Source organism: Streptomyces sp. NPDC093225 (genome assembly GCF_044753805.1).
Taxonomy (GTDB): Bacteria; Actinomycetota; Actinomycetes; order Streptomycetales; family Streptomycetaceae; genus Streptomyces.
Genome location: NZ_JBIVNX010000019.1, coordinates 67599 through 92651, shown reverse-complemented (window position 1 = coordinate 92651; position 25053 = coordinate 67599). Strand labels below are relative to the sequence as shown.

The 25053-nt window shown below is 74.7% G+C and carries 24 protein-coding genes; 2 read left to right on the top strand and 22 right to left on the bottom strand.

Going from position 1 to position 25053, the window contains the following annotated elements:
* Window positions 1-27: 27 nt before the first annotated feature.
* The 8 genes from ACIQCH_RS19310 to ACIQCH_RS19275 all read right to left on the bottom strand — a co-directional run bounded on the left by ACIQCH_RS19310 (window position 28) and on the right by ACIQCH_RS19275 (window position 9019).
* Window positions 28-1503 (bottom strand): nucleotide pyrophosphatase/phosphodiesterase family protein, encoded by a 1476-nt coding sequence (locus tag ACIQCH_RS19310; RefSeq protein WP_402582327.1) that lies wholly within the window; start codon window positions 1501-1503, stop codon window positions 28-30.
* Window positions 1500-2669 carry a metabolite traffic protein EboE gene (eboE, locus tag ACIQCH_RS19305; RefSeq protein WP_402582325.1) on the bottom strand — a complete coding sequence of 390 codons (1170 nt, stop codon included), beginning with the start codon at window positions 2667-2669 and terminating at the stop codon, window positions 1500-1502. The genes ACIQCH_RS19310 and eboE overlap by 4 nt, the downstream gene beginning before the upstream one ends.
* A gap of 4 nt (window positions 2670-2673) precedes the next feature.
* Window positions 2674-3624, bottom strand: coding sequence for a TatD family hydrolase (locus ACIQCH_RS19300; protein ID WP_402582323.1), 951 nt, complete (start codon window positions 3622-3624; stop codon window positions 2674-2676).
* A 1-nt stretch (window position 3625) separates the two neighbouring features.
* Complete coding sequence (locus tag ACIQCH_RS19295) at window positions 3626-4237, bottom strand: EboA domain-containing protein (RefSeq protein WP_402582321.1); 612 nt, start codon at window positions 4235-4237, stop codon at window positions 3626-3628.
* Window positions 4234-5082 (bottom strand): sugar phosphate isomerase/epimerase family protein, encoded by an 849-nt coding sequence (locus tag ACIQCH_RS19290; RefSeq protein ID WP_402582319.1) that lies wholly within the window; start codon window positions 5080-5082, stop codon window positions 4234-4236. Before ACIQCH_RS19290 ends, ACIQCH_RS19295 begins: the two co-directional genes overlap by 4 nt.
* Entirely contained in the window at window positions 5079-6518 is a 1440-nt protein-coding gene (locus ACIQCH_RS19285; RefSeq protein ID WP_402582317.1) for an SCO3242 family prenyltransferase, read from the bottom strand. Before ACIQCH_RS19285 ends, ACIQCH_RS19290 begins: the two co-directional genes overlap by 4 nt.
* Window positions 6515-7663 carry an inositol-3-phosphate synthase gene (locus ACIQCH_RS19280; protein ID WP_402582315.1) on the bottom strand — a complete coding sequence of 383 codons (1149 nt, stop codon included), beginning with the start codon at window positions 7661-7663 and terminating at the stop codon, window positions 6515-6517. Before ACIQCH_RS19280 ends, ACIQCH_RS19285 begins: the two co-directional genes overlap by 4 nt.
* Before the next feature lie 270 nt (window positions 7664-7933).
* Window positions 7934-9019, bottom strand: coding sequence for a ScyD/ScyE family protein (locus ACIQCH_RS19275; RefSeq protein WP_402582313.1), 1086 nt, complete (start codon window positions 9017-9019; stop codon window positions 7934-7936).
* A 281-nt stretch (window positions 9020-9300) separates the two neighbouring features.
* Between ACIQCH_RS19275 and ACIQCH_RS19270 the strand changes: the two genes are divergently transcribed.
* Window positions 9301-10386 (top strand): methyltransferase, encoded by a 1086-nt coding sequence (locus ACIQCH_RS19270; RefSeq protein WP_402582311.1) that lies wholly within the window; start codon window positions 9301-9303, stop codon window positions 10384-10386.
* Window positions 10387-10540: 154 nt separating this feature from the next.
* Here ACIQCH_RS19270 and ACIQCH_RS19265 read toward each other — a convergent pair whose 3' ends face one another.
* From ACIQCH_RS19265 to ACIQCH_RS19220, 10 genes are all read right to left on the bottom strand, one after another.
* Window positions 10541-12052 (bottom strand): FAD-dependent monooxygenase, encoded by a 1512-nt coding sequence (locus ACIQCH_RS19265; RefSeq protein ID WP_402582309.1) that lies wholly within the window; start codon window positions 12050-12052, stop codon window positions 10541-10543.
* Window positions 12053-12303: 251 nt separating this feature from the next.
* Window positions 12304-13830 carry an FAD-dependent oxidoreductase gene (locus ACIQCH_RS19260; RefSeq protein ID WP_402582307.1) on the bottom strand — a complete coding sequence of 509 codons (1527 nt, stop codon included), beginning with the start codon at window positions 13828-13830 and terminating at the stop codon, window positions 12304-12306.
* A gap of 2 nt (window positions 13831-13832) precedes the next feature.
* The gene (locus ACIQCH_RS19255) at window positions 13833-14777 is read right to left on the bottom strand and encodes an aromatase/cyclase (RefSeq protein ID WP_402582306.1); all 945 of its coding nucleotides are present in this window, start codon (window positions 14775-14777) and stop codon (window positions 13833-13835) included.
* A 50-nt stretch (window positions 14778-14827) separates the two neighbouring features.
* Window positions 14828-15616 carry a 3-oxoacyl-ACP reductase FabG gene (gene fabG / locus ACIQCH_RS19250; protein ID WP_402582304.1) on the bottom strand — a complete coding sequence of 263 codons (789 nt, stop codon included), beginning with the start codon at window positions 15614-15616 and terminating at the stop codon, window positions 14828-14830.
* 12 nt (window positions 15617-15628) lie between these two features.
* Complete coding sequence (locus ACIQCH_RS19245; protein ID WP_389189223.1) at window positions 15629-15898, bottom strand: acyl carrier protein; 270 nt, start codon at window positions 15896-15898, stop codon at window positions 15629-15631.
* 110 nt (window positions 15899-16008) lie between these two features.
* On the bottom strand, window positions 16009-17223 hold the full coding sequence (locus tag ACIQCH_RS19240; protein WP_402582303.1) for a ketosynthase chain-length factor: 1215 nt from the start codon (window positions 17221-17223) through the stop codon (window positions 16009-16011).
* Window positions 17220-18491 (bottom strand): beta-ketoacyl-[acyl-carrier-protein] synthase family protein, encoded by a 1272-nt coding sequence (locus ACIQCH_RS19235; RefSeq protein ID WP_402582301.1) that lies wholly within the window; start codon window positions 18489-18491, stop codon window positions 17220-17222. Before ACIQCH_RS19235 ends, ACIQCH_RS19240 begins: the two co-directional genes overlap by 4 nt.
* On the bottom strand, window positions 18488-18817 hold the full coding sequence (locus ACIQCH_RS19230) for a TcmI family type II polyketide cyclase (RefSeq protein ID WP_402582299.1): 330 nt from the start codon (window positions 18815-18817) through the stop codon (window positions 18488-18490). Before ACIQCH_RS19230 ends, ACIQCH_RS19235 begins: the two co-directional genes overlap by 4 nt.
* A gap of 343 nt (window positions 18818-19160) precedes the next feature.
* Complete coding sequence (locus tag ACIQCH_RS19225) at window positions 19161-19859, bottom strand: antibiotic biosynthesis monooxygenase family protein (RefSeq protein WP_402582297.1); 699 nt, start codon at window positions 19857-19859, stop codon at window positions 19161-19163.
* A 47-nt stretch (window positions 19860-19906) separates the two neighbouring features.
* Window positions 19907-21379 carry an FAD-dependent monooxygenase gene (locus ACIQCH_RS19220; RefSeq protein WP_402582295.1) on the bottom strand — a complete coding sequence of 491 codons (1473 nt, stop codon included), beginning with the start codon at window positions 21377-21379 and terminating at the stop codon, window positions 19907-19909.
* A 166-nt stretch (window positions 21380-21545) separates the two neighbouring features.
* Between ACIQCH_RS19220 and ACIQCH_RS19215 the strand changes: the two genes are divergently transcribed.
* On the top strand, window positions 21546-22046 hold the full coding sequence (locus ACIQCH_RS19215; protein ID WP_402582293.1) for a nuclear transport factor 2 family protein: 501 nt from the start codon (window positions 21546-21548) through the stop codon (window positions 22044-22046).
* Between the two features lie 114 nt (window positions 22047-22160).
* Here ACIQCH_RS19215 and ACIQCH_RS19210 read toward each other — a convergent pair whose 3' ends face one another.
* The 4 genes from ACIQCH_RS19210 to ACIQCH_RS19195 all read right to left on the bottom strand — a co-directional run bounded on the left by ACIQCH_RS19210 (window position 22161) and on the right by ACIQCH_RS19195 (window position 24936).
* Complete coding sequence (locus tag ACIQCH_RS19210; RefSeq protein WP_402582291.1) at window positions 22161-22577, bottom strand: pyridoxamine 5'-phosphate oxidase family protein; 417 nt, start codon at window positions 22575-22577, stop codon at window positions 22161-22163.
* A 105-nt stretch (window positions 22578-22682) separates the two neighbouring features.
* Window positions 22683-23147 (bottom strand): hypothetical protein, encoded by a 465-nt coding sequence (locus tag ACIQCH_RS19205; protein WP_402582289.1) that lies wholly within the window; start codon window positions 23145-23147, stop codon window positions 22683-22685.
* A gap of 3 nt (window positions 23148-23150) precedes the next feature.
* Window positions 23151-23300, bottom strand: coding sequence for a hypothetical protein (locus ACIQCH_RS19200; protein WP_402582287.1), 150 nt, complete (start codon window positions 23298-23300; stop codon window positions 23151-23153).
* 34 nt (window positions 23301-23334) lie between these two features.
* Window positions 23335-24936, bottom strand: a complete 1602-nt coding sequence (locus ACIQCH_RS19195) for a condensation domain-containing protein (protein WP_402582285.1) — start codon at window positions 24934-24936, stop codon at window positions 23335-23337.
* Window positions 24937-25053 lie beyond the last annotated feature (117 nt).

The window sequence follows — 25053 nt, the reverse complement described above, 5'->3', positions numbered from 1 at the left end:
GCTCAAGCGATCCTTGAGGTCCGCCGCTCACCGCGCGCCGGCCGCCCGGGCGCGGTGCGCGGCGGGTGCCGTGCCCACCGCGGCGAGGTCGAGCAGCAGCGCCTTGACGTCGGTGGCCGCGACCGTGCCGGCGACGGCGCCGGGGGCGGAGCACAGCAGCACCGGCCCGTCGGCGGGGTCGGCGGGCAGCAGGCCGTGGCTGCCGCGCACCGGTGCGGGGTCCAGCGGCACCACGGACATGCGGTAGCGCATGCCGAGCTTCTTGCGCGCCAGCGCGGTGGCGGCGGTCAGGCGTACGTACGGGTCCTCGGGGTCCATGAACAGCTCGGCGGGGTCGTAGCCGGGCTTGCGGTGGATCTCGACGAGCCGGGCGAAGTCGGGGGCGCGGTCGTCGTCGAGCCAGTAGTAGTACGTGAACCAGGCGTCGGGCTCGGCGAGCGCGACGAGTTCCCCGGAGCGGGGGTGGTCCAGGCCGTGGGTGCGCTTGCCCTCCTCGTCGAGCAGCCGCGCCAGGCCGGGCAGTCCGGCGAGGGCCTCGCGGACGGCGGGCAGGTCCTCGGGGCGGCGCACGTAGACGTGGGCGATCTGGTGGTCCGCGACGGCGAAGGCGCGCGAGGCGTGTGGGTCGAGGTACTCCATGCCGTCCTGGGTGTGGACCTCCAGGAGGCCGGCCCGGCGCAGCGCCCGGTTGACGTCGACGGGGCGGCGGACGTTCGTGATGCCGTACTCGGAGAGGGCGACCACGGTACGGCCCTGCGCGCGGGCGTCGGCCAGCAGCGGCGCCAGGGCGGCGTCGAGGTCCGCCGCGGCGCGGTGGGAGCGCGGGTCGTCGGGGCCGAAGCGCTGGAGGTCGTAGTCCAGGTGGGGCAGGTAGGCGAGGGTGAGGTCGGGGTCGCGGGTGGCCATGACGTGCCGGGTGGCGTCGATGATCCACTGCGAGGAGGGCAGGCCGGCGCCGGGCCCCCAGTAGGTGAAGAGGGGGAAGGTGCCCAGGCGTTCGGTCAGTTCACCGTGCAGGGCGGCGGGGCGGGTGTAGCAGTCGGGTTCCTTGCGGCCGTCGGCGTAGTAGACGGGGCGGGGCGTGACGGTCCAGTCCACGTCGGCGCCCATCGCGTACCACCAGCAGATGTTGGCGACGGTGTAGCCGGGGTGGCGGCGGCGGGCGGCGTCCCAGACCCGCTCCCCCTCGATCAGCCGGTGGCTCTGCCGCCACAGCAGCACCTCGCCGAGCTCGCGGAAGTACCAGCCGTTGCCGACGATGCCGTGCTCGGCGGGGGTCGCGCCGGTCAGGAAGGTGGCCTGGACGGAGCAGGTGACGGCGGGCAGCACGGTCGAGAGGGCCGCCCGGGAGCCGCCCGCGGCGAGCTCGGCGAGGTGCGGCATGTGCGCCAGCAGGCGGGGCGTGAGGCCGACGACGTCCAGGACGAGGAGCGGGGCGGGCCGCGCGGGCGCGGCGGCCGTCGGGGTACCGGGGGCCGCCGGGGCGGCGGGGGCCGTGGTCATGGCAGCTCTTTCAGGCCGTGGGCCGTCAGCAGGTCGCGGGCGAGGGCGAGTTCGGCGGCGATGCCGTCGGCGAGGTCGTCCGCGGTGTGCGGGCGCAGCGCGGGCGGCAGGGCCTGCCAGGTGTAGGTCTCCACCTCCAGGTGCCGGGTCAGCGCGCGCTCGCCTCCGACCAGGTGCTCCAGCGCCTCGTCCAGGACCGGCAGGGTGGCGGTCAGGGGCGCGGCGGGGGCCGCGTGCAGCGGTACGTGGAAGTGGGCGCGCCAGGGCCCGGTCTCGGGCAGCACGCCGCCGGCCAGGGCGGGCCCGAGGTCGTCGGTGCCCCACAGCCCGTCGGCGGCGCGGGTGCGGGTCTGGTGCAGGAACCGGGGCTCGTGGAAGCCCGCGAGGGCCTCGCGGACCTCGGGCCGGTCGGGGTGCTCGGCGTGCAGGGCGGCCGACAGCTGGCTCTTGACGACCGGGACGCCGGCGGCGGCCAGCGCGGCGAGCGCGGGGCCCGGCTCCTCGAAGGAGGTGGCCAGGTGGCAGGTGTCCACGCAGACGCCGATCCGGTCGTGGCCGATGGCGCGCAGCGGCGCGATGGCGTCGGCGGTGGTCTCGACGGCGCAGCCGGGCTCGGGCTCCAGCGCGATGCGCACGGAGCGGCCGGTGGCCTCGGCGAGGTCGTCGAGGCGGTGGCCGAGCTCGGTCAGGGCGGCCCGGGCGCGCGCCGCGCGGTCGTCGTCGTACACGGTGCGCCAGGCCAGCGGGAGGGTGGAGACGGTGCCCTCCTCGGCGTCCTCCGGCAGCAGGGCGGCCAGGATCCGGGCGAGGGCGAGGGTGTACGCGTACCGGTCGGGGTGGGCCCAGTCGGGGTAGTAGACGCGGTACTTGACCTGCTCGGCCCCGAAGCCCTGGTACGGGAAGCCGTTGAGGGTGACGACCTCCAGGCCGCGCCGGTCCAGCTCGGCGCGCAGGGCGGCGAGGGCGCGGGGGTCGGCGTCGAGGCTGCGGGCGGCGTCCACCGCCAGCCAGAGCCCGATGCCGAGCCGCTCCCGGCCCAGCCGGCGGCGTACCGGCTCGCAGTACGCGCGCAGCTGGGCGAGGACCCCGTCGAGGGTCTCGGCGGGGTGCACGTTGGTGCAGTACGCGAGGTGGACGGTGGTGCCGTCGTGGTGGCGGAAGCGCATGGGGCTACACCCGGGCGGGGGCGGGCCGGGCGGCGGCGGACCCGGCGGCCTCGCGCGGGGGCGCGGCGGGCACGACTCCTGCGGTGGCCTCCGGGGCGCCCTTCGGCGCGCCGCGGAGGATCGAGTTGCCCTCGTGGGTGGCGTCCGGGGCGGCCACCGGGGTGCCCGGGCCGAGCCGGCCGCTGAGCGCGTAGAAGGCCACGGGGTTGCGCCACAGCACCCGGTCCACGGCGTCCTCGTCGAAGCCGGCCGCCAGCATCGCCTCGCCGACCTTGCGGGTCTTCAGCGGGTCGCTCCTGCCCCAGTCGGCGGCCGAGTTCACGAGGACCTTCTCCGGTCCGTACTCCTTCAGGACGGCGACCATGCGCTCCTCGTCCATCTTGGTGTCGGGGTAGACGGAGAAGCCGAGCCAGGCGCCGCTGTCCTTGGCCTCCTTGACGGTGGCCTCGTTCAGGTGGTCCAGCAGGGCGTGCCCGACGTCGAGGGCGGAGGCGCGCACGACGTCGATCGTGCGGCGCAGCCCCGCGAGCTTGTCGCGGTGCGGGGTGTGCACGAGGGCGGGCAGGCCGTGGTCGGCGGCGAGCTGGAGCTGGCGCTCCATGGCCGTGTCCTCGGCGGCCGTCATCGAGTCGTACCCGATCTCGCCGACCGCGACGACCTGGTCCTTGACGAGGAAGCGGTCCAGCTCGTCGAGGACCGGGGTGCACCGCGGGTCGTTGGCCTCCTTGGGGTTGAGCGCGATGGTGCAGTGGTGGGCGATGCCGTACTGGGCGGCGCGGAACGGCTCCCAGCCGAGGAGCGCGTCGAAGTAGTCGTAGAAGGACTCGGGCGACGTGCGGGGCTGGCCCAGCCAGAAGGACGGCTCGACGACGGCGCGCACCCCGGCGGCGGACATGGCCTCGTAGTCGTCGGTGGTGCGCGAGGTCATGTGGATGTGTGGGTCGAAGATGCGCACGTTACGGCTCCTCGGTCAGGGCAAGGGCGCGGCGCAGGTCGGCGGGGACCGTGCGGCCGGCGGCGGTGCGTTCGGCGGCGTAGTCGGTGAGCATGCGGGCCAGTTCGGCGTCGCCGCGGGCCCGGTCGGCCAGGGCTGCGACGGCGTCGAGGGGGACGCCGGTGAAGAGGCACTTGAGGACGGCGTGCCGCCAGGCGTGGGCCGTCAGGTGGCGGGCGGCGTACGCCCCGACGGCGGCGGCCACCAGGTGGGTGTCGTTGGCGCGCAGCGCGTCCTCCACCAGCGGCACCCCGTGGGCGGGGTCGAGGTCGAGGTGCGGCAGGGCGCGCAGGACGGCGCGCCGCTCGGCGGCGGTGCCCTGGCGGTAGAGGCGGACGACGGTGTCGTCGGCGGGTCCGACGGCCAGCAGGAGCAGGATGCGGGCCTCGTCGGGGGCGCCGGTGCGGCGGCCGGCCTCGGCGAAACGCCGCTCCCAGGCCGCGTCGGCGCGGGCGGCCGCCAGCCAGACGCGGCCCTCGGCGTCGAGGGCGGCGGCGAGCGCACCGAGCTCGGGGTGGCCGGCGCCGGTCGTGGGGGCGGGGGCGGTCGTGGGGACGGGGGCGGGAGCGGTCATCGGGTGCCTCCGTTTCGCAGGAACCGCAGGGAGTGCGCGGCGAGTTCGGGGCCGGCGTGGGAGTGGCGGGGCAGCTCGACCACGGTCAGCCCCTGGTAGCCGCAGTCGGCGAGGGCCGCCAGGACCGGCGGGAAGTCGATCTCGCCGTCGCCGAAGGGCAGGTGCTCGTGGACGCCGCGGCGCATGTCCTCGATCTGTACGTGCCGCAGCCAGGGCGCGGCGTCGCGTACGCAGTCGGCGGGGGACGCCGGCTCCAGGCACTGGCAGTGCCCGATGTCGAGGGTCAGGCCGAGCGGCGCCGGGTCGCCGAGGTCGGCGCGCAGCCGGTGGAAGTCGGCGAGGCTCTCGAGGAGGTGGCCGGGCTCGGGCTCGACCGCGAGCGGTACGCCGGCCTCCTCGGCGGCGTCGAGGACCACGCCGAGGCCGTCCGCGAGCCGCTTCCAGCCGTCGTCGGCGCTCTCGCCCGGCGGCAGGATCCCGCTGAAGCAGTGCACGGCGTGCGCACCGAGGTCGGCGGCGATCCGCACCGCCCGCACCAGCATCCGGATCCGGGACCAGCGGTCGCAGGCATCGGCCTCGAGCAGGGTCGGGCCGTGCTTGCGGCGCGGGTCGAGCACGTAGCGGGCGCCCGTCTCGACGGTGACCGCGAGCCCGAGTTCGCCGAGCCGGCGGGCGATGCGCGAGGTACGGGCGGCCAGGTCCGGGGCGTAGGGGTCGAGGTGCATGTGGTCGAGGGTCAGCCCGACGCCGTCGTATCCGAGGTCGGCGAGGAGGGCGAGGGCGTCCTCGAGGCGCAGGTCGGTGAGCCCGTTGGTGCCGTACCCGAGGCGGAGTCCGTGGGTCACGTGGTGCTCACCTTCCGCGCGAGCCGCGCGGCGACGGGCGCGAGCGCGACGGTGGCGACCCCGGTGAGGGGCGCCCCGGATCCCGCCATGAGCGCCGCCTGGAGCGGGATCACGGCCCGGATGCCGCCGCCGACGGCCCGCTGGGTGAGCACGGGCGACGGGTTGAGCACGGCGTGTCCGAGCGGCTTCGCGAACCCGCGCCAGTACCCGGCCGCCATCCCGACCCGCACCAGGTCGCCGGCCCCGGAGCGGGCCGGCCGGCCGGTGCCCCCGGACTCCGGGGCGGACACCGCCGGGCGGACCGTCGCACCCGACCGGCCGGCGCTGACGCCGGCGGACGAGGTCGCGGCCGTTTCGGATGCGGCCGTTTCGGATGCGGCCGTTTCGGATGCGGCCGTTTCGGATGCGGCCGTTTCGGATGCGGTCGACTCGGCCGCGGCCGGCCCGGATGCCGCCGAGGTCCGCCGCGCGGTCGGACCGCGGCCGAGGAGGGCGGCCAGCAGCGTGGTGGCGGCCAGGGCTGCGAGGGGGGCGGCGGTGGAGCCGCCCTCGGCCTCGCGACGGGAGACCTGGGTGACGGCGTACGTGTGCCCGCCGAGCAGCATCGCCGGGCGCAGGGCGGGACGCACGGTGCCCGCCGAGGCGGCCGCGCCGAGCAGCAGGTCCAGGGAGCGGGCGGCGGCCATGGCCGCGGGGCCCGCCGGGGTGTGCTTGAGCTTGGTGTCGTACGCCCACACGGTGACGGCCAGCGGCGCGGCGACGGCCAGCGCGGGCCGGCCGGCCCGGGCCGCCAGGGCGAGGCCCGCCGCGGTGAACGCACCGGCGGCGGCGAGGGCGGCGCCGGGGCGGATGCGCCCCGAGGGCAGCGGGCGGTGCGGGCGGGCGACGGCGTCCTCGTCGCGGTCCGCCCAGTCGTTGAGGGCCATGCCCGCCTCGTACAGGCACAGCGAGGCGGCGACGGCCAGACCGGTGCGGCGGCCGGGCCGCACCCCGGCGGCCGCCGCACCGGCGAGTGCGTCCCCGGGCACGGTGAACACGGCCGGCAGGCGGAGCAGTTCCGCCCACGCCCGCAGCCGGCCCGTCGGGGAGCGGTGGCCGGCCGGGGCGGCCGCCGGCCGGACCGCGGCCGCGGGTACGGCGCCCCGCCCGGTGGCGGCGATCTCGGCGGCCGCCGGAACCGGCGCGGGCCCACCGCGGCGGACGGGAGCGGTCCCAGCGCCGCCCCCGTCCGCCGCGGCCGGCCCGAACCCCAGCAGCTCGGCCCACACCCGCACCTGCTCGGCCGGGGCCGCGGTGGGGGCGGGGGCGGCCGCGGGGCCGGGGGCCGCCCAGGACCGCAGGCGCGCCCGGGCGGCCGTGCCGAGGCGGTCCGCCCAGGCGCGCGGCGCCGGGTGGGGGGCCCGGGGCCGGTGGCGGGCCGGGGTGGGGGCGGTCATCGCCGGGCCGCCGCGGGGTCGCCCGCCAGGCGCTCGGCGAAGCCGAGCAGGGCCGCGTACTGCTCCGCCAGGGCGGCCGCGGAGTTGCCGTCCGGGTCCTTGAAGTAGAAGCCGAGCTCGGGGCGCGGGCCCGACAGCCCGAGCTCGTGGGCGCGGGCCACCAGCCGGGCCAAGTCCAGCACCAGCGGCCCGGCGAGCGCCGAGTCGCAGCCCTGCCAGATCGTCTGGAGCACCATCCGGGTGCCGAGGAACCCGTCGAAGGCCACGTGGTCCCAGGCCGTCTTCCAGTCGCCCAGCGCCGGCACGTCGTCGATGTGCACCTCGCCCTCCGGCGCGGTGCCGAGGTTGTCGACGAGCACCCGCTCCTTGCCGGCGTTCTTCGCGGCCGCGGCGGCCGGGTCGGCCAGCGCCGCCCCGTCGCCGCCGCCCAGCAGGTTCGTACCGGACCAGGCCCGGACCTCCAGGGCCCGCTGGTGGAACATCGGCGCGAGCACGGCCCGCAGCAGCGTCTGCCCGGTCTTGCCGTCGCGCCCGGTGTACGGCAGGCCGGAGGAGCGCGCGGCCTCGGCGAGCACCCGGTGGTGCATGCCCACCGAGGGCGTGAAGTTCACGTAGCCGCAGCCGGCCTGGAGGGCGGCGGCCGCGTACTTGGTGCTGGCCGGCAGGACCTCGGCGTCCGCGACGGGCTCGGTGGTGGCGACGTTCACCACGACGACCCGGGCGACCCCCGTCTCGCGGGCGAACTCGCGGATGTCCCGGGCGAAGGACTTGATCAGCGTCTCGCAGTCGCGCTCCTCGCCCGGCACCGGCCCGCCGGGGCGGATCCGCTCGTCGGCGGCGGCCAGCTCGGCGCGCACCGCATCGGGCACCCAGTGCGGCAGCACCCCCTGCCCGGCGAGCTCCTCGGCGCGCTTGGGCAGCGGGGTGGTCACGACGTCGTGGCCGCCGAACACCAGGGAGGACAGCGGCGGCAGGCCGGCCCCGGCGAAGGCCTCGGTCTCGGTGACCAGGCCGGTGGGCGCCACCAGTCCGGCGGCGACGGCGGCGCAGCCCGCCACGACCGTGGTGGCGACAGAGCCGCGGGCCCCGACCAACCACACACCGGTCCGGGCACCGGCAACGGGGGTCTCGGCGTGAAGGGACACGGACAGCCTCCAGGGACGGTCGTCGTACTGCGCAAGGGGATGCCAGGCCAAGGATGCCGAGTGCTCCGTCCCGAACGGGCCCTGCTCCGGCCCGGGTCGAGCGACCGCCGAGCCGTCCCCAGCCGGAGGCCGACCCGCACCGCGCACCGGCACCGGCACCGGCACCGGCACCGGCACCGGCGGCCCGAACGGCCGACGGCCCCACCGGTCCGAGGACCGGTGGGGCCGTCACGCCGCGCGCCGCGGGGCGGCGGCTCGGGAGCGCACGCGTCAGTAGCGCACGCGCACCAGCTTGCCGTCGCCGCTCACGGAGTTGATGGTCACGTAGGTACGGCCCCACGGGTCGACCTCGAGACCGGTCGGCGTGGTGAGCTGGTCACCGGTGTTGATCTCGGTGACCTGCTTGGTGTCCACGTCGATCTTGGCGAGGTAGCCCGGCGTCGGCCCGGTCGGCCCGAAGCCGCGGGTGTAGGACAGCGCCAGCAGGTTGCCGTCCGGGGTGACCTCGAGGTCGATCAGGTTGGTCAGCCCGGTGACGAGCAGCTCCGGCTTCCGGCCCGGCTCGATCTTGAAGATGCGGGCGGCACCCGGGCGCATGCCGGGCATGTCGGCGACGTAGACCGTGCCGCTCCACCAGTCCTTGGCGATGCCGGTGGGGACGCCCTCGACGCTCTGGCCGTTGACCTCGGCCTTCGGCCACACGGCCGCGGTGGAGGTGGTGCCGTCCTGCTTGGCGCGCACGACCGTGTTGGCGCCGGCGTCCGTGACGAGGTAGTCCGAGCCGCTGCGGACGAAGGCCCACGGGTTGGCGTGGACGTCGCCGCCGTCGGGGTTCAGCCGGGTCTCGTGGTCGACGAGGTCGACGAGGACCTTGCCGTCGCGCGTGCGGAAGAGGGTGCCCAGGGTGTTCGAGCCGGCGCCGAGCGCGGCGCGGGACTCGTTGGTGCCACCGAGGTTGCTCAGGACGGTGTAGCCACCGTTCGGGTCCGGCACGGCCTGGACCGGGCCGGAGGCGATGACGGGCGTGCCGGCGGCGGCACCGACGGCGGTGGAGGCGAGGCCCGACACGACGCGGCCCTTGTAGCCGCCCTTGACCTTGTAGATGCCGCCGGTGGTGCCCAGGCACTTCTCGCCCACGGCGCAGCCCGGCTTGCCCGCGCCGGACTCGGCGACGAGCAGGGAGCCGTCCCAGGTGTAGGTGATGTCGCGCGGGTTGGCCAGGCCGGTGGCGATGACCTCGAGGGTCGCCTCGGGGGTGCCCTCCGCGTGTGCCGGCGCGGCGATCAGCGGGGCGGCGGCGACGGCCGCGGCGGCCGCCGCCAGGACCGCCTTCTTCCAGTTCTTGCCTGACGTCATTTCTCTCCCTCGCCGTGTGTCGCGCGCTCCCCCCATTTCCTCGGGAGCAGGCTCGAAACCTGCGCCACAGTAAGCGAGAAATTCGGGCCGTAGAACCGGCGAATTCGCGGGGTGACGGAAAGGCGAGCAGAACTCCAGGGGCGCACGAGGCACGGGCCCCCGGCTCCAGGTACGCCCGAGCCGCGTTCCAGGACGGGTCCATCGCTTTTCCTTACCGTGGCGGGACGGGTCCCTTCCGGCGGTTGGGACAGAATTCGCGCTTTCTGCCATGGAGGAAAGACATGCCCGCTTTGCCGCCCCCCGAAGTCGTCCGCGCCGCGGAGAAGACCCGGGCGGATCTGCAGAAGCAGGTCCGGGAGCTGGCTCCGCCCCCGTTCGCGCTGCTCGAGCTGGCCATGGGCTCCATGGTGACCCAGGCCCTGTACGCCGCCGCCGAACTGCGCGTGGCCGAGGCCCTGCAGGCCGGTCCGCGGGCGATCGAGGACCTGGCGGCGGAGGTGGGCGCGGACGCCGGGGCGCTGGGCCGGGTGCTGCGCCTGCTCGCCTCCCAGGGCGTGTTCACCCGCCAGGACGACGGCCTCTGGGCGCTGACGCCGATGGCCGACGCGCTGCGCGCCGACCACCCGGTGACGATGCGCGACCTCTGCGTGCTGATGGGCCACCCGACGCACTGGGACGACTGGAACGGCTTCCTGGACGCGGTGCGGACCGGCGAGCCGAGCCTGCCGAAGCGGCGCGGCATGGGCGCCTTCGAATACCTCATGCAGAACCCGGAATACGGTGCGGTGTTCATCGGCGGAATGGGGAACATGTCCGCCACCGAGACCGCGCCGGTCGTGGCCGCGTACGACTTCTCGCAGTTCGGCACGGTCCTGGACTTCTGCGGCGCCAACGGCGCGCTGCTGGCCGGCATCCTCAACAGCGCGCCGGAGACCAAGGGAATCCTCTCGGACCCGCGCGTCGCCGGGAACGGCGCCGCGGAGTTCCTGGCGTCGCAGGGCGTCGCGGACCGCGTGACCCTGGCCGACGGGGACCTGTTCGAGCCGATGCCGTCGGGCGCGGACGCGTACGTCCTCAAGCACATCGTGCACGACTGGCCGGAGGAGCAGGCGCTGCAGATCCTCCGGAACGTGCGCGCCGCGATCAAGCCGGGCGGCAAGCTGCTGCTGGTGGAGATGGTGGTCCCGGAGGAGGGCGACGCCCCGCACTCCGGCAAGCTCGTCGACCTGTGGCTGCTGCTGCTGGTGGGCGGCAAGGAGCGCACCCGGTCGCAGTACGCGGAGCTGGTGGCGAAGGCCGGCTTCCAGCTGGAGCGGGTCGTGGAGACCGCCGCGGCCGTGTCGGTCGTCGAGGCCGTCGCGGTCTGACGCACCGCCCCCCGAGCTGCCCCGGTTCCGTGTTTCCCCCGACGCGGAGCCGGGGCTTTCGGCGTGCCCGCCCGTGTACGTCGCCCCGCAGCCCGCACGCCGCGGCCCCCGCCCCGCCGGTCGGCGGGACGGGGGCCGCGGTGCCCTGAGGAGGTCAGGCGGAAGCGGCTCCCAGCCACCGCTCCAGCGCGGCCGCGAGGCCCCGCTCGGGCTCGCCCGCCCAGGCCACGTACCCGTCGGGGCGGACCAGCAGCGCGGGCACGCCGGCCAGTACGTCCGGGCCGTCGACCGGCTTGGCGGACACGGTGTGCACGTCGAGGCGGCCCTGCCAGCCGGCCGCCGTACGGCGCGCCGCGGCGTCGTCGGCGAAGTCGAGCAGCACGGCCCGGCCCGGGTGCAGCAGCCGCGCGATGCGCTGCTCGCCGTCGGCGCCGACCAGCAGCCGCGGCGGCATCCGGCGGCCGACCAGCGGGTGGGCGTCCTCGCCCGTGCCGAAGTCGTAGCGGATGTCGAGGTGGCTGACCGCCCCGGCCAGGTGCCGCTTGACGTCGTCGTACCGGACCAGCTCGCCGAGCAGCTCGCGCAGCGGGTCCGACTCCGCGCCCCCGAGGAAGACGATCCCCTGGGCACGCGTGTTGGCCAGCAGGCGGCGGCCGACCGGCCACCGCTCGGCGTGGTAGGTGTCCAGCAGCGCGTCGGGGGCGTCGCCGCGGACCACGGCCGCCAGCTTCCAGCCGAGGTTGGCCGCGTCCTGAACGCCGGTGCTCAGGCCCTGGCCGCCGGCCGGCAGGTGGATGTGCGCCGCGTCGCCGGCCACGAACACCCGGCCCCGCCGGTACTCGGAGGCCTGCCGGGTGGCGTTGGTGAAGGAGGACACCCAGTCGGCGCCGCCGTGCGAGATGTCCTCGCCGGTGATGCTCTGCCAGGCCTCCGCGACCTCCTCGAAGGTGACGGTCCGCTCCCGGTCGTGCGCCGGCCGGCCGTCGGGGCAGACGATGATCCGGTCCACGCCCTCGGCCAGCGGGGCCGCCATCACCATGCCGTTGTTCAGGCGCTCGCCGAGGAACCGCGGCCGCAGGGAGCAGCCGGTGACGTCGGCGAGGTACATGCCCTGGGTGGCGTCGGTGCCGGGGAACTCGAAGCCGGCCGCCTTGCGGACACGGCTGGCGCCGCCGTCGGCGCCCACCAGGTAGGCGGCGCGCAGCCGCTGCTCGTCGCCCTCGGGCGTACGGACGGTGATCTCGGCGTGGTCCCCGTCGAGGAAGCCGTCGGCGAGGGAGACGAACTCCCAGCCGCGCCGGATGTCGGCGCCGAGCTCGACGGCCCAGCCCTCCAGGACGGCTTCGGTCTCCCCCTGCGGGATTCCGCGGGCGCCGAAGTGGGCGTCCTCGAGGACGGTGAAGTCGAACTGGGCCCCGCCGAAGTGCCCCACGGGGCTGGTGGCGAGGGTCTCGCCCTGGCCGAACCGGGGCAGCAGCCCGCGCTCGTCGAACACCTCCATGGCACGGGCGGTGAAGCCCAGGCCACGGGACTGACCGGTCGGCGCCGCCAGCTTCTCGATCACGACGACGCGGGCTCCGCCCAGGCGCAGCTCGCCGGCGAGCATCAGTCCGGTCGGGCCGGCGCCGACGACGACGACGTCGGTGTCCGCCGCTGTCCCTTCCATGGGTTGTCCTTCCTGGCAGTGGGGATCACTGGGGACTGGCTTGTGTGTGGGTGTGCGGGAGGGGTGTGGAGGTACGGGTGCAGACGTACGGGTGGGGACGTACGGGGTGGGGACGTACTCGTGGGGGGGGGTACGTGCGGGGCGTGCTCGTGGGGGGCGCGTGCTCGTGGGGGCGTGCGCGTCCCCGGTGCGGTCGGGACGCCCGGCCGGCGTCCGGTGAACGGCCGGGCGCCCGGTCCCGGACCCGGCCCTCAGCGGGTCGGGGGGAGGGCCGGACCGAACCAGCGGTCGAGCGCTTCGACGAGCCCGCCCTCGTCCCGGCCCACCCACGCCACGTGGCCGTCGGGCCGTACGAGCAGGGCCCCCGGCTCACCGGGGAGCGAGCCGGGCTCCGGGTCTCCGGCGACCGCCGTGACCCGGTCGGCCCAGCCGTCGGGCACCCGTACGCCGGTCCCGCCCAGGTCGAGCAGCAGGCCGCCGCGGGCCCGCAGCAGCGTGGCGGTGCTGCCGCACTCGCGCCCGCCGGACCGTACGACGGTGTGCGGCAGCCGGGCACCGAGCAGCGGGTGCGCGGGACCGGGCACCGGATAGCGCACGTCGAGCGCGCTGATCATCCCGGCCAGGTGGGCCCGCGCCTCCTCCAGTCCGATCAGCTCGACCACCAGCGCGCGCAGCGGCTCCACCTCGGGGCCGCCGAGCAGCAGCACGGCCTGGGCCTGGATGTTCGCCAGGACCCGGCGGCCGACCGCGTGCCGCTCCTCGTGGTAGGTGTCGAGGAGGCTCTCGGGAGCCAGCCCGCGCACGGTGAGCGCGAGCTTCCAGCCGAGGTTGAAGGCGTCCTGGAGACCGAGGTTGAGGGCCTGGCCGCCGACCGGCATCTGCCGGTGGGCGGCGTCCCCCGCGAACAGGACGCGCCCGTGCCGGTAGGAGGCGAGCTGCCGGGAGGTGTCGCCGAAGGAGTTCACCCACAGCGGGGTACCGCCGCTGACGTCCTCTCCGGTGACCCGCTTCCAGACGGTGGCGACCTCCTCGAACGAGGCGTCCGCGGTGCGCGGGTGGGCCGTCGAGCCGAACTCGTGGACCATGACGCGGGTGATGCCCTTGTCGTTGCGCCACGCGATGGCCAGCCCCCGCTCCAGGCGCTGGAAGCGCCGGTCGGGGATGTCGATGCCCTCGACGTCGGCCCGCAGCAGCTCCCGGCCGGCGTCGTGGCCGGGGAAGTCCACCCCGGTCAGCCGCCGTACGGTGCTGTCCTCGCCGTCGCAAGCGACCAGGTAGCGGGCGCGCAGCCGCAGGACGCCGTCCCGTCCGACGGCCTCGGCCTCGACGTGCTCGCCGACCTCTCCGGCGGCGACCAGTTCGTGGCCGCACCGGATGTCGACGCCGCGCGAGATCGCCCACTCCTCCAGGACCGCCTCGGTCTTGGTCTGCGGCACCTTCCACTGGCCCGGGTGGGTGCTGGGCAGGCCGAGGTCGAGCGGGAGTCCGCCGAAGTGGCCGCGCGGCTCGTTGGGCGGGGTGCCGATGTCGGGCAGCAGCTCCCGCGCGTCGAGGATCTCCATGGTGCGGGCGTGCAGCGTGGAGGCCCGGGACTCGGTGGAGGGGGCCTTGCGCTTCTCGACCACGACCACGTCCACGCCGCCGCGGGCGAGTTCGGCGGCGAGCATCAGGCCGACGGGGCCGGCCCCGACGACCAGGACCTCGGTGTCGAGCCGGTCCGGGCGGCCCGCGCCGCCCGGTGCCGGTTCGACACCGCCCGCTGCAGGGTCGGTCGCCATGTTCAGGAGGCCTTCGACTCGGCGTAGGCCTTCGCGTGCGCGAGCGTGGCGCAGCTGTTGGTGGACAGCGCCGTGTGCACGTACGCGCGGGCGTCGGCCACGGTGGCCTCGTCCCCGAGGATGCGCGCGATGTTCTCCGTGTTGAGGGTGACGGTGTGCTGCGAGGAGGCGGCGACGCCCTCCCCGTTCTCGACGAAGGTCCACTCGCCGGTGTGCAGGGTCATCAGCGCCGGCAGGGTGACCTGCTTGTAGGCGATCTTGTCGTGGGGGAAGACCACCCGGTACGACTTGGTGGTGTGCACCGAGCCGTCCTTGGCGCGGGTGTCCATCTCCAGCTCCTGCAGGCCCGGGGTGTCCTCCGCGAGGCGCACCACGGCCACGTGCGGGAGCCGCTCGGCCCACAGCTGGGCCTCGTTGATGAAGTCGAACACGTCCTTGGCGGAGCCCGCGACCTGGACGGTGTCGGTGAACGAGAAGGTCAGCTCCTCGGTCTCCGCGGCGTGCGCCGCCTCGACGTTGACCTTGAGGGCGGCCAGCTCGGAGGTGCTGTTCTTGTCCACCGCCCGCTCGATCCACAGCAGGTCGTGCGGGTCGTCGTTGATGGCGCTGTAGTCGTGCAGCAGCCGGACGCGGGACTCCGCCTCGCCGAGCGGCTCGATGATCCAGGTGCCGCCCATGTGCTTGACGGGCTCCGCCGGGACCTCCTGGCGGAAGGTGATGCGCAGGCCCTCCTGGTCCAGGGTGCGGCGCGAGGTCCAGTTCTTCGGCTGCCCGTTGGCGGTCGCCCAGATCCGGATCTTCTCCTCGGCGCCCTCGGCCTCGACCCGGTCCACGTGGATGGTGGGCGGGAAGATGCGCGGCCAGTTGGTCACGTCCGCGAGCAACTGGTACACGGCGGCGGCCGGGGCGCCGATGGTGATCTCGTGCTCGACCTCACGCGTGGTCATGGCGGGTTCTCCTCAAGTGGTGTTCGGTGGGCGCGTGGGGGCGGGCCCTGCTAGAAGTTGCCGAGGCCGCCGCAGACGTTGAGCGCCTGGGACGTGATGGAGGCGGCGGTGTCCGACGCCAGGTAGCCGACCAGGCCGGCGACCTCCTCCGGGGTGGAGTAGCGGCCCAGCGGGATCTTCGACTGGAACTTCTCGAGGATGGCGTCCTCGGAGGTGTCGTAGGCGGCCGCGTAGCCCTGGCGCACGCGCTGGGCCATCGGGGTCTCGACGTAGCCGGGGCAGACCGCGTTGACGGTGATGCCGGTCGGGGCCAGCTCGTTGCCGAGGGCCTTGGTGAAGCCGACGACGCCGTGCTTGGAGGCCGAGTACGGGGCGCCGAGGACGACGCCCTGCTTGCCCGCGGTGGAGGCGATGTTGATGATCCGGCCGCGGTCCTTGGCGCGCATCCCGCCGACCGTCAGGGCGGCGCGGGTGACGCGGAAGACGCTGTTGAGGTTGGTGTCGATCACGTCGTCCCACAGCTCGTCCGCGATGTCGGCGGTGGGGCCGCCGCCGGAGCGGCCGGCGTTGTTGACCACGACGTCGACGGAGCCGAAGCGGTCGACCGCGCCCTGGACCCAGGCGTCGACGGACGCGGTGTCGCGGACGTCGACGACGCCGCCGTCCACGTCCAGGCCCTCGGCCTGGAGCTCCTTGACGGTCTCGGCGATGTTGTCGGCGTTGCGGGCGCCGACGTACACCTGGTGGCCCTGCTGGGCCAGGAGCCGCGCCGAGGCGAGGCCGATGCCGCTGGTGCCGCCGGTGACGAGGGCGACCCGGGTGGTGGTGTGCTGCGTCATGTCCGGATCTCCTCAGGCGGCCGGGGCCGGAACGAGCTGGGCGTTGACGACCTCTATGAAGGCCCGCGGGGTGTTCGCGTCGTTGACGGCCTCCTCGTCGAGGGAGATGCCGTACTCGCGCTCGATGAGGCTGCCGGCCTCCAGCAGCGCGAGGGACTCGTAGCCGAGCACGTCGAACTCGGTGTCGAGGATGTCGCCGTCCAGGTCGACGCCCTCGGCCACACCCGCGGCCTCCTGCAGGATGCGCTTGAGGTCGTCGAGCGTGAACGCCTTGGTGGCCATGGTGGAAGTCCTTTTCATCCGTGAGCTGGTGTGGGTTCGGTGGGCGCGTACGGCGCCGCGCCGGCCGGCCGCGGGGGCGACGGGACCCGGGCGGCCGGTCGGCTGCGCGGCTAGTCGGCGGCGCGGACGACCATGGCGGAGTTGAAGCCGCCGCTGCCGCGGGCCAGGACGAGGGCGGTGCGCACCGCGGCCTTGCGCGGCTCCCCGAGGACCAGGTCCAGCGGGTAGTCCGGACACGGGTCGACGTGCACGGTCGGCGGGATGACCCCGTCGCGGATCGAGAAGAACGCGGCGGCCAGGTCCAGCGGCGAGGCGCCCGAGTACAGGCGGCCCGTCATGGTCTTGGGCACGGTCACCGGGACGGCGCGCGGTCCGAAGACGGCGCTGATCGCCTCGGCCTCGATCCGGTCCAGGGTCGGGTCTCCGGCACCGTCGGCGAAGACCACGTCCACGTCGCTGGACGGCACCCCGGCGTCGACCAGCGCGATCTGGATCGCCTTGCGCAGGCCCGGCTCGCGGCCGCTGCCCGGCTTGGGGTCCATCGTCGCGCCGTAGCCGGCGATCTCGCCGTAGATGTGCGCGCCGCGGGCGCGGGCCGCGTCGGCGTCCTCGGCGATGAGGATCGCGCCGCCCTCGCCGGGCACGTAGCCGCGGGCCTCGCGGTCGAAGGGCAGGTAGGCGCGGGTGGGCTCGTCGCTGGTGCTGAGCTTGCCCGTGGACAGCTGCGCCACCCAGCCCCAGGTGCAGACCGAGGCGTCGATGCCGCCGGTGACGATCAGCGAGGTGCCCTTGCGGATCTGGCGGCGGGCCTGGGCGACCGCGTCGAGACCGCCGGCGCCCTCGCTGACGACGACGCCGGCGGGGCCCTTCATCCCGTTGCGGATCGAGATCTGGCCGCTGTTGACGGCGTAGAACCAGGCGAAGGACTGGTACGCCGAGACGTACTGGCTGCCGCGGGCCCACAGGCTCTGCAGCTCGCCCTGGCCGAACTCGAAGCCGCCGGCCGCGGACGCCGTGATGACGCCCATGTCGAACTCGGGCTGCTCCTTGGGGTCGACGCCCGCGTCCGCCAGCGCCCAGTCCGTGGCGACCAGCGCGAGCCGCGTGACCCGGTCGGTCTGCGGGAGCAGGCGGCTGGGCAGGTGGTCCTCGGCGGTGAAGCCGGGGATCTCGCCGGCCAGCTTGGCCGGGTAGCCGGCCGGATCGAAGTGGGTGATCCGGCCGATGCCGTTCTTCGCGCCCAGGGTCGCGTTCCAGTAGTCCTCGGCACCGAGCCCGTTGGGGGAGGCGATGCCCAGGCCGGTGACCACCACCGACGTGGTCATACGAGGCTCCTTTCGGGACTGGCCAGCACCATGGCGCTCTGGAAGCCGCCGAATCCGCTGCCGACCGTGAGGACCGCGTCGACGAGCTGGTCGCGCGCGGTGACGGGGACGTAGTCGAGGTCGCACTCGGGGTCGGGCGTGGTGAGGTTGGCCGTCGGGGGCACGACGTCGTACTCCATGGCCAGCGCCGACGCGGCGATCTCGATGGAACCGATGGCGCCGAGCGAGTGCCCGACCATCGACTTGATGGAGCTGACCGGCGTGCGGTACGCGTGGTCGCCGAGGCTGCGCTTGAACGCGGCCGTCTCGTGGCGGTCGTTCTGCTTGGTTCCCGAGCCGTGCGCGTTGATGTAGTCGATGGCCTCGGGGTTCAGCCGGGCCTCGGCGAGCGCGAGGTTGATGGCCTCGGACATCTCGACGCCGTCGGGCCGCAGGCCCGTCATGTGGTACGCGTTGGAGCGCGTGGCGTAGCCGGCGATCTCCGCGTAGATGTGGGCGCCGCGCTTCTTGGCGCTCTCCAGCTCCTCCAGGACGAAGAAGGCGGTGCCCTCGCCCAGGACGAAGCCGTTGCGGGTGCCGTCGAAGGGACGGGAGGCGCGCTCGGGCTCGTCGAACCGCGGGGTGGTCGCCTTGATCGCGTCGAAGCAGGCCATGGTGATCGGCGAGATCGGCGCGTCGGACGAACCGGCGATCACCACGTCCGCGGTGCCCTCGCGCACCAGCTCGATGGCGTAGCCCACCGAGTCGATGCCGGAGGTGCAGCCGGTGGAGACCACGGTGGAGGGGCCCTCGGCACCGACGGCCCAGGCGACCTCGGACGCGAAGGAGCTCGGCACCATGTAGTCGTACAGGTGCGGCACCGCGTACGTGTGGTCGACCAGGTCGAGCCGGCCGCCGTCGGAGACGACCCGGTACTCCTGGTCGAGGCCCATCGTGGCGCCGACGGCGCTGCCGACGGTGACGCCGATGCGGTGCGGGTCGTACCCGCTGAGGTCGATGCCGCTGTCGGCGACCGCACCGCGCGAGGCGACGACCGCGAACTGCGCGGCCCGGTCCAGGCGGCGCACCTCCTGCGGGGTCAGGCCGTGCGCGTGCGGGTCGAAGTCGACCTCGGCGGCCACCCGGGAGCGGAACTGCGCCGGGTCGAAGAAGGTGATCCCGCGGGTGGCCGTACGGCCCTCGCTCAGCAGATTCCAGAACTTCTCCTTGCCGACCCCGCCCGGCGCGATCACCTCGATTCCGGTGATGACTACGCGTCGCCGGTTCACGCGTTCGCCTCCCACGTGTAGAAGCGCTGCGCCATGGCGTCGGCCGGCGAGCGCCAGGTCTTCGGGTCGTAGGCCTCGATGAAGGGCTTGAGGTCCTCGCTGATCTGGACGAAGCGCGAGTCGGACTTCGCCTGCTCGATCAGCTCGCCCCCGTTGTCCTCGTCGAAGTCCTGGAGGTGGAAGTACAGGCCCCGGTACGAGAACAGCTGGCGGCGGCGCGTCCCCATCCTGTGAGGCATTTCCGTCGCGTCGAAGTCGGAGAACAGCTTGGCCACATCGGTGGCGGATGCCGCTGCCATCCGGGCGACAATCAGCGTGCTGTGCATACGGTGTAGCTCCTCAGCGGTTGCGTGGGAGGGGATCGCGGTCAGGCCGAGGCCTTGGGATTCCGTGGCCGAAATTGCATTCGCCAGCCACCTCGACGGTCCCGCATGCCGATAGGGCCACGCCCGGAGGATTCTCGAATTCCACCGGAGCGGGACGGCGCGGCGCCCGCCGAACGCTCCGGCGGACGGTCGTGCACGCGGCCGGGCCTGTCGGGCGTACGCGGTACGCGGCGGCGCGGGCGGGTGCGCGGGACGCCCGGCCCCCGAAGCGGGGAACCGGGCGTCCGGGGCGTGTGCGGGCAGCGGCGTGTGCCGGCGGTCGCGCCGTGGTCGGCGCGCCGGATCACTCGCCGGCAGCGCGGGTGTGCACCACCTTGTAGGTGTTGGTGGTCGGGGCGCCCTCGAGCACGGCGCGGAGCCGGGCCACGGCGGCCTTGCGGGCCTCGGAGTGCTGCTCCGGGTCCTGGTCGCGGAAGGCCTCGAAGGCCTCCTTGCTGTCCCACTGCGAGTACGTGACCACGAAGGTGCCCTCGAGGCCGCGGGCGCGCAGGCCCTTGAGCACCACGTTCGACCGGAAGCCCGGGAAGTCCTTGATGAACTCCTGGCCGGCGCCGAGGGCGTCGACGGCCTCGTCCTGGCCGTCGGCCTTGACCGTGAAGACGGTGATGCTGGTGTAGTCGTCGCGGTGCGGGCCGATCTCGACCTTGCCGCCGAGCTCGTCGGAGGTCAGCACGTGGGCGACCTCGTTCTGGAGCAGCCGGATCGAGGTGGTGATCTCGGAGAAGACCGGCATGGTGCGGTGCTTGAACTCGTCGCCCTGGTAGCGCTTCTCCAGGTCCTCACCACTGCGCCACTGGATGAAGTTCGCCGTGCCCGGCAGGTCGACGCCCGCGTGGACGGTCGAGGACATCCAGCCCTCGTACGTCGCCGCGTTGACGATCTTCGTCATCTCCTGGATCAGGCTGTCCTGGTTCTCGGGCTTGTCGGTCGTGAAGAGGTTGAGAACGGTGAGGTGGTTGTCCTCGACGGAGATGAAAGGCATTCTTCTTCGCTTCCTTTGAAGGTGGGACGAGACCGGACGGAACGCGCTTACTTGGCGGGACCGAACCAGTGGGAGAGGGCGTCGACGAGGCCTTCGGAGCCGGTGCCGAGGGGCGCGACCCAGGCCACGTAGCCGTCGGGGCGGACGAGGATGGCGTCCACCGGCGCGGCGCAGTCGGGGTGGTCGACGCGGAGCACGTCGACGCGGTCGGCCCAGCCCGCGGCCGCCTCGCGCAGGCCGAGGCCGTCACCGAGCTCCAGCACCACGGCCCGCCCCGCCGCCAGCAGCGCGAACGCGGAGGTCTTCTCCCCGTCGACGACCAGCTCGCGGTCGGGCAGGCGGCGGCCGAGCAGGGGGTGCTCGCCCGGGACCGTCGCGTGGCGGATGTCGAGGCCGGTGACCATGCCGACCAGGTGGCGGCGGACCGACTCGTGGTTCTCGACCAGTTCGGTGAAGACCTCGCGCAGCGGGGTGATGTCGTCCCCGCCGAGGTAGAGGATGCGCTGGGCGAGCGTGTTGGTCAGGATGCGGGCGCCGACCGGGTGGCGCTCGGCGTGGTAGGTGTCGAGCAGGCCCTCGGGGGCCTGGCCCTTGACGTCCAGGGCCAGCTTCCAGCCGAGGTTGACCGCGTCCTGGACGCCCGCGCTCATGCCCTGCGCGCCGATGGGCAGGTGGATGTGCGCGGCGTCGCCGGCCAGGAAGATCCGGCCGCGCCGGTACTCGGAGGCCTGGCGGGAGTTGTCGGTGGTGGAGCTGACCCACACCGGCGTGGCGCCGGAGATGTCCTCGCCGGTCAGGCGCTGCCAGGCCTCGACGACCTCGTCGAAGGTGATCGGGCCGTCGGCGGTGCGCAGCGGCTGGGCGCTGTCGAAGTAGATGACGCGGGCGCGGTCCGGCCCCATGGGGATGACCATCACCATGCCGCCGGGGACGCGCTCGCCGCTGAAGCGCGGGCGCAGCTGGACGCCGGCGACGTCGGCGAAGCGCAGCTCGATGGCCGGCTCGGTACCGGGGAAGTCGATACCGGCGAGCTTGCGCACGGCGCTGCGGGCCCCGTCGGCGCCCACGACGTGGCGGGCGCGCAGGGTCACGGTGCCGTCCGGGGTCACGCCGGTCACGGTGACGCCGTCCGCGTCCTGCTCCAGACCGACGACGTCGACGCCGCGGCGGACCTCGGCGCCCAGCTCCCGGGCCCAGCCGCCGAGGACGCCCTCGGTACGGGCCTGCGGGATGCCGCGGGCTCCGTACGACCCGCCCTCCAGCACCTGGTAGTCGAGCGGCACGCCGCCGAAGTGGCCGACGGGAATGACACCGACCTCACCGAAACGGGAAATCAGGCCGCGCTGAGCGAATTCCTCGATCGTACGTGCCGAGAATCCGAGGGCGCGGGATTCTCGAATGGGCTCCGCGAGCTTGTCAAGGACGACGACGGAGACTCCGTTGAGCCTCAGTTCGCCCGCGAGCATCAGTCCGGTGGGACCGGCTCCCACGACAATGACGTCCGTATCAAAGGTGCTCATCTGCCCTCTTCCCACTGGTGTGCGCCCAGTATCGCGAGGGCCCGATCAGGGCGTAAATAGCGAGCTGTACAGGCCTTTGAAAAGCAATGACAGAAAAAGGTCCGCTACGTCAGATCTTTGTCAGGCGGGGTTGCCCGCACGGGTGCGCGCGGGCGCATTCTCGGGCATGACCTCCACTCACACCCCCGCGGGTTCCGCCACCGGATCCGCTGCGGAGACCGCGGCGGAGTCCCGGGCCCTCGTGGCGTCCCTGTTCGACCGCTACCTGCTCTCGCTCGACGACGAGAAACTCGACGACGCCTGGGCCGCGGAGCTGTTCACCCCGGACGCCGTCGTCGCCTTCCCGCCGATGAGCCGCCACCAGGGCGCCGAGGGCATGGCGGAGTTCCACAGCACCGCCCTGTCGGCCTTCGCCGCCACCCAGCACCTGGGCTCCCCCGCCCTGGTCGTCCTCGACGGCGACCGGGCGACGCTGCGGGCCAACATGCTGTCCACGCACGTGCACCACCCGTACCACGCCCGCCCGCAGGGCGACCTGCCGCCGCTGTTCGCCACCGGCACGTTCGTCGACGGCGAGGCCCGGCTCACCCCGGAGGGCTGGCGGCTGACGCTGCTGTCCTTCCGCCTTCTCTGGGCGGACGGCACCCCGCCCCCGAAGGACGCGTGAGGCCCGGGGGCCGGGGCGCCCGGGAAGGGAACGGAACACGACGCGCGGCGGCGCCGGGGGAGGCTCCCGGCGCCGCCGCGCGCACGGTGCCCGCCGGCCGCGTCCGGAACCCGCTCAGGCGTTGAGGCTGAGCACCCGGTCCACCTCGATCTCGATGACCACCCGGCCGGGCGGGTTCGGCGGCGCCGACCAGTACCGCTCGGTGTACCGCCGGACGCCCTCGGCCACCCGCGCCGGGTCCGACACGACCGTGCCGGTGCCCTCCAGCGTGACCCAGGTGAACCCGTGCACCTGGCACAGCGCGACCCGGCCGCCCGGGGCCGCGAGCAGGTTCCTCGCCTTGCGCGAGGACGCCACCGTCATGACCCGGACGAGACCGGCGGCCGCGTCCCAGGTGAACCGTACGGGCGCCATGTGGAGCGTCCCGTCGGGCCGGACGGTGGTGAGCGCGGCCACGTGCTGGGGGGCGCCGAGGAACTCCTCGACCGAGGCGGACACCTCGGGTCCGCGGCCCTGCTTTGACAGCGACATCGTGCGGGTCATCCTTTCCTCTGAGCTCATCGGGTCCTGGGGAATGTCCGGGGGATCAGGGCCGGGCCCGGGTCGTCGGGCCTCACGGCGAAGACCGCTCGGGCCTCACGGCGAAGACCAGGAGAAGGGCGACCAGGCCGAGGCGGGCAGCCGGGAGGACGCGTCGTGGTGGACGGCCTCCCCCACCGCGGTGACGGCGTCGGCCCCGCCGCCGGCGGCCGACCGGGCGGTGAAGACGGCCGGCGACGGAGCCGGCCGGGTCGGGCCGCACACGATGCGCCACGCGACCCGGCGCAGCCGGGCGCCGGCCACGCGCAGGGCCACGACGGCCTGGTCCGCCGGCGGGAGGGCCGGGTACGCCCCGCCGACCGGACGCACGGTCCGGGGCAGCCGGTCCGCAGCGCCCGGGTGCGCCGCGCGGGCCTGGAAGGCCGGGTACGCCCTGCCCGCCTGGAACGCCGCGTACGCCGGACGGGTCACCGGCCCGCGTCCGGCGCCGTGCAGCGCCTCCCGCGGCAGGAAGACGAGGTGGCCGACGAACGCCTCCGCCGGCGGAGACAGCTGGGACATCGGCTAGTCGATGCCGCGGACGAAGGTGAAGGACTCGGCGTTGTCCTCGTCGTCCGCCCCGGCGAGCCACAGCGGCGGGGCCGTGCCCACGGGGACCAGCCCGAACACGGCCATCTCGATCTCGCGATGCTCCTCGGTGTGCATGGGACACATGGGCGACTCCTTCACGGTGTGGTCGCCCACGCTGTCAAGATCTGCTCGACAGCGGCTCGACAGCGGCTCGGCCGCCGATCGAGTGCGTCCGCAGGCGGGCGCCCGGCTCGGCGGCCGGACGGCGCCGCACGGCGATCCGCGGCAGCGCGTGGCCGGCCAGCGCGGCGAGCACCTCGGCGACCGTGGTCCGCTCGTCCGTGCGCGGCAGCACCGTCAGCAGGCGCACGCAGTGCCCGACCAGCCGGCGCGCGTCGGCGGCCGAGATCCGGGCCCGGTCGTGCAGCGCGCTCAGGGTCAGCGCGCCGTCCGCCTCGCGGTGCGCGAACAGGGCCACCGGGAACGCGGTGTGCACCCCGCTCGCCCGCGGCGGGTCCACCCGTACGCCGCCGGCGGCCAGCTCGGTGCGCGCGTCCGGCTCCCGGCGCGGCGCGCTCTCGACCGCGACGACGCTCTCCAGCAGCCGGCCGCCGCGGGAGGCGCGGCCGGTCCACTCGTGGATCTGGCCGGCCGACACCCACTCGTACGCGGCCATGTCGAGGGCCCGGTCGCGCAGCTCGGTCAGCAGCTGCAGGAAGCGCTCCCCCGGATCGACCTGCACCGACATCGGCAGGCAGTTGCGCAGCGGACCCGGCAGCCGCTCGACGGCGTCCAGGGTGATCCCGCGCCCCGAGACGGTCACGCCGAAGCCGACCTGCGCGGGACCGGACGCGCCCGTGGCGCGGTAGAGCAGCAGCGCCCACACGGCCTGCAGCGCGGTGGAGTCGGGCAGCGCCTGCGCGGCGGCCCAGCGGTGCAGCCGGTCGGCCTCGACTGCGGTCAGGCGCGCCTCGGCGCGCCCGCAGCCGCTCTCGAGGGTGTCGGGTCCCGGCGCGGCGGGCAGCACGGCGGGGGTCCCGGCCGGCACGGTCCGGGTCCAGAACTCCCGGGCGGGGCCCGGGTCCTGGCGGCTGAGCCACAGGGACCAGTCCCGCAGGTCGGGGCGCCGCTCCTGGCCCGGCAGCGCGCCGCCGGCCAGGTACGCCCGGTAGAACTCGTCGATGAGGACGAACACGCTCCAGGCGTCGAGCAGCCCGTGGTGGAAGGTGAGCAGCACCCGGGTGGCGGCCGCGTCCGGCTCCCGGTCCGCACCGGAAGACGGACCGGGGCCCCCGGCGGGCCCGGCGCCGTCGCCGTCGGCCGGTTCGTCCAGCAGCGTGACGCGCAGCGGGCCGGGGCGGCGCAGGTCGAACCCGCGCAGCCGGTCGCGTTCGACGAGCTCGTCCCAGCCGACGCTGCCGGCCGGGTGGCGCACGACCTCCGCGGCGGCCCGCTCGTGCAGCACCACGTGCGGCTCGGGTTCCCAGGCGAACGCGGCCCGTAGGACCGTCTCCCGGTCGACCACCGACTGCCAGGCGGCCGTGAACCGCTCCGCGTCCAGCGGCCCGCGCCAGCGCCAGGAGACCTGCTCGACGTGCCGGCCGGTGCCGCGGTGCTCGAACGAGTCCAGCAGCAGGTCGTGCTGCTGCCAGGTCACCGACAGGCCGGGCGGCTGCACCGGGCGGCCGGCCCGCGGAGGCGAGGAGGCGGCGGCCCCGGCGGCGCAGGCTCCGTGGCCGTCCCGTCCCTGCTCCGCGCCCGGGCGGCTGGGCATCGCCATGTCCGCCTCCTCTGGCGCTCGTCCCGTACGGGCCGGCCGGCCGTCCGGCCGGGGCCCGGGGAGCAGCCGGCCGCGGAGGGCGCGGAACTCCCGGGCCTACCGTGGCGCACCCCGCTG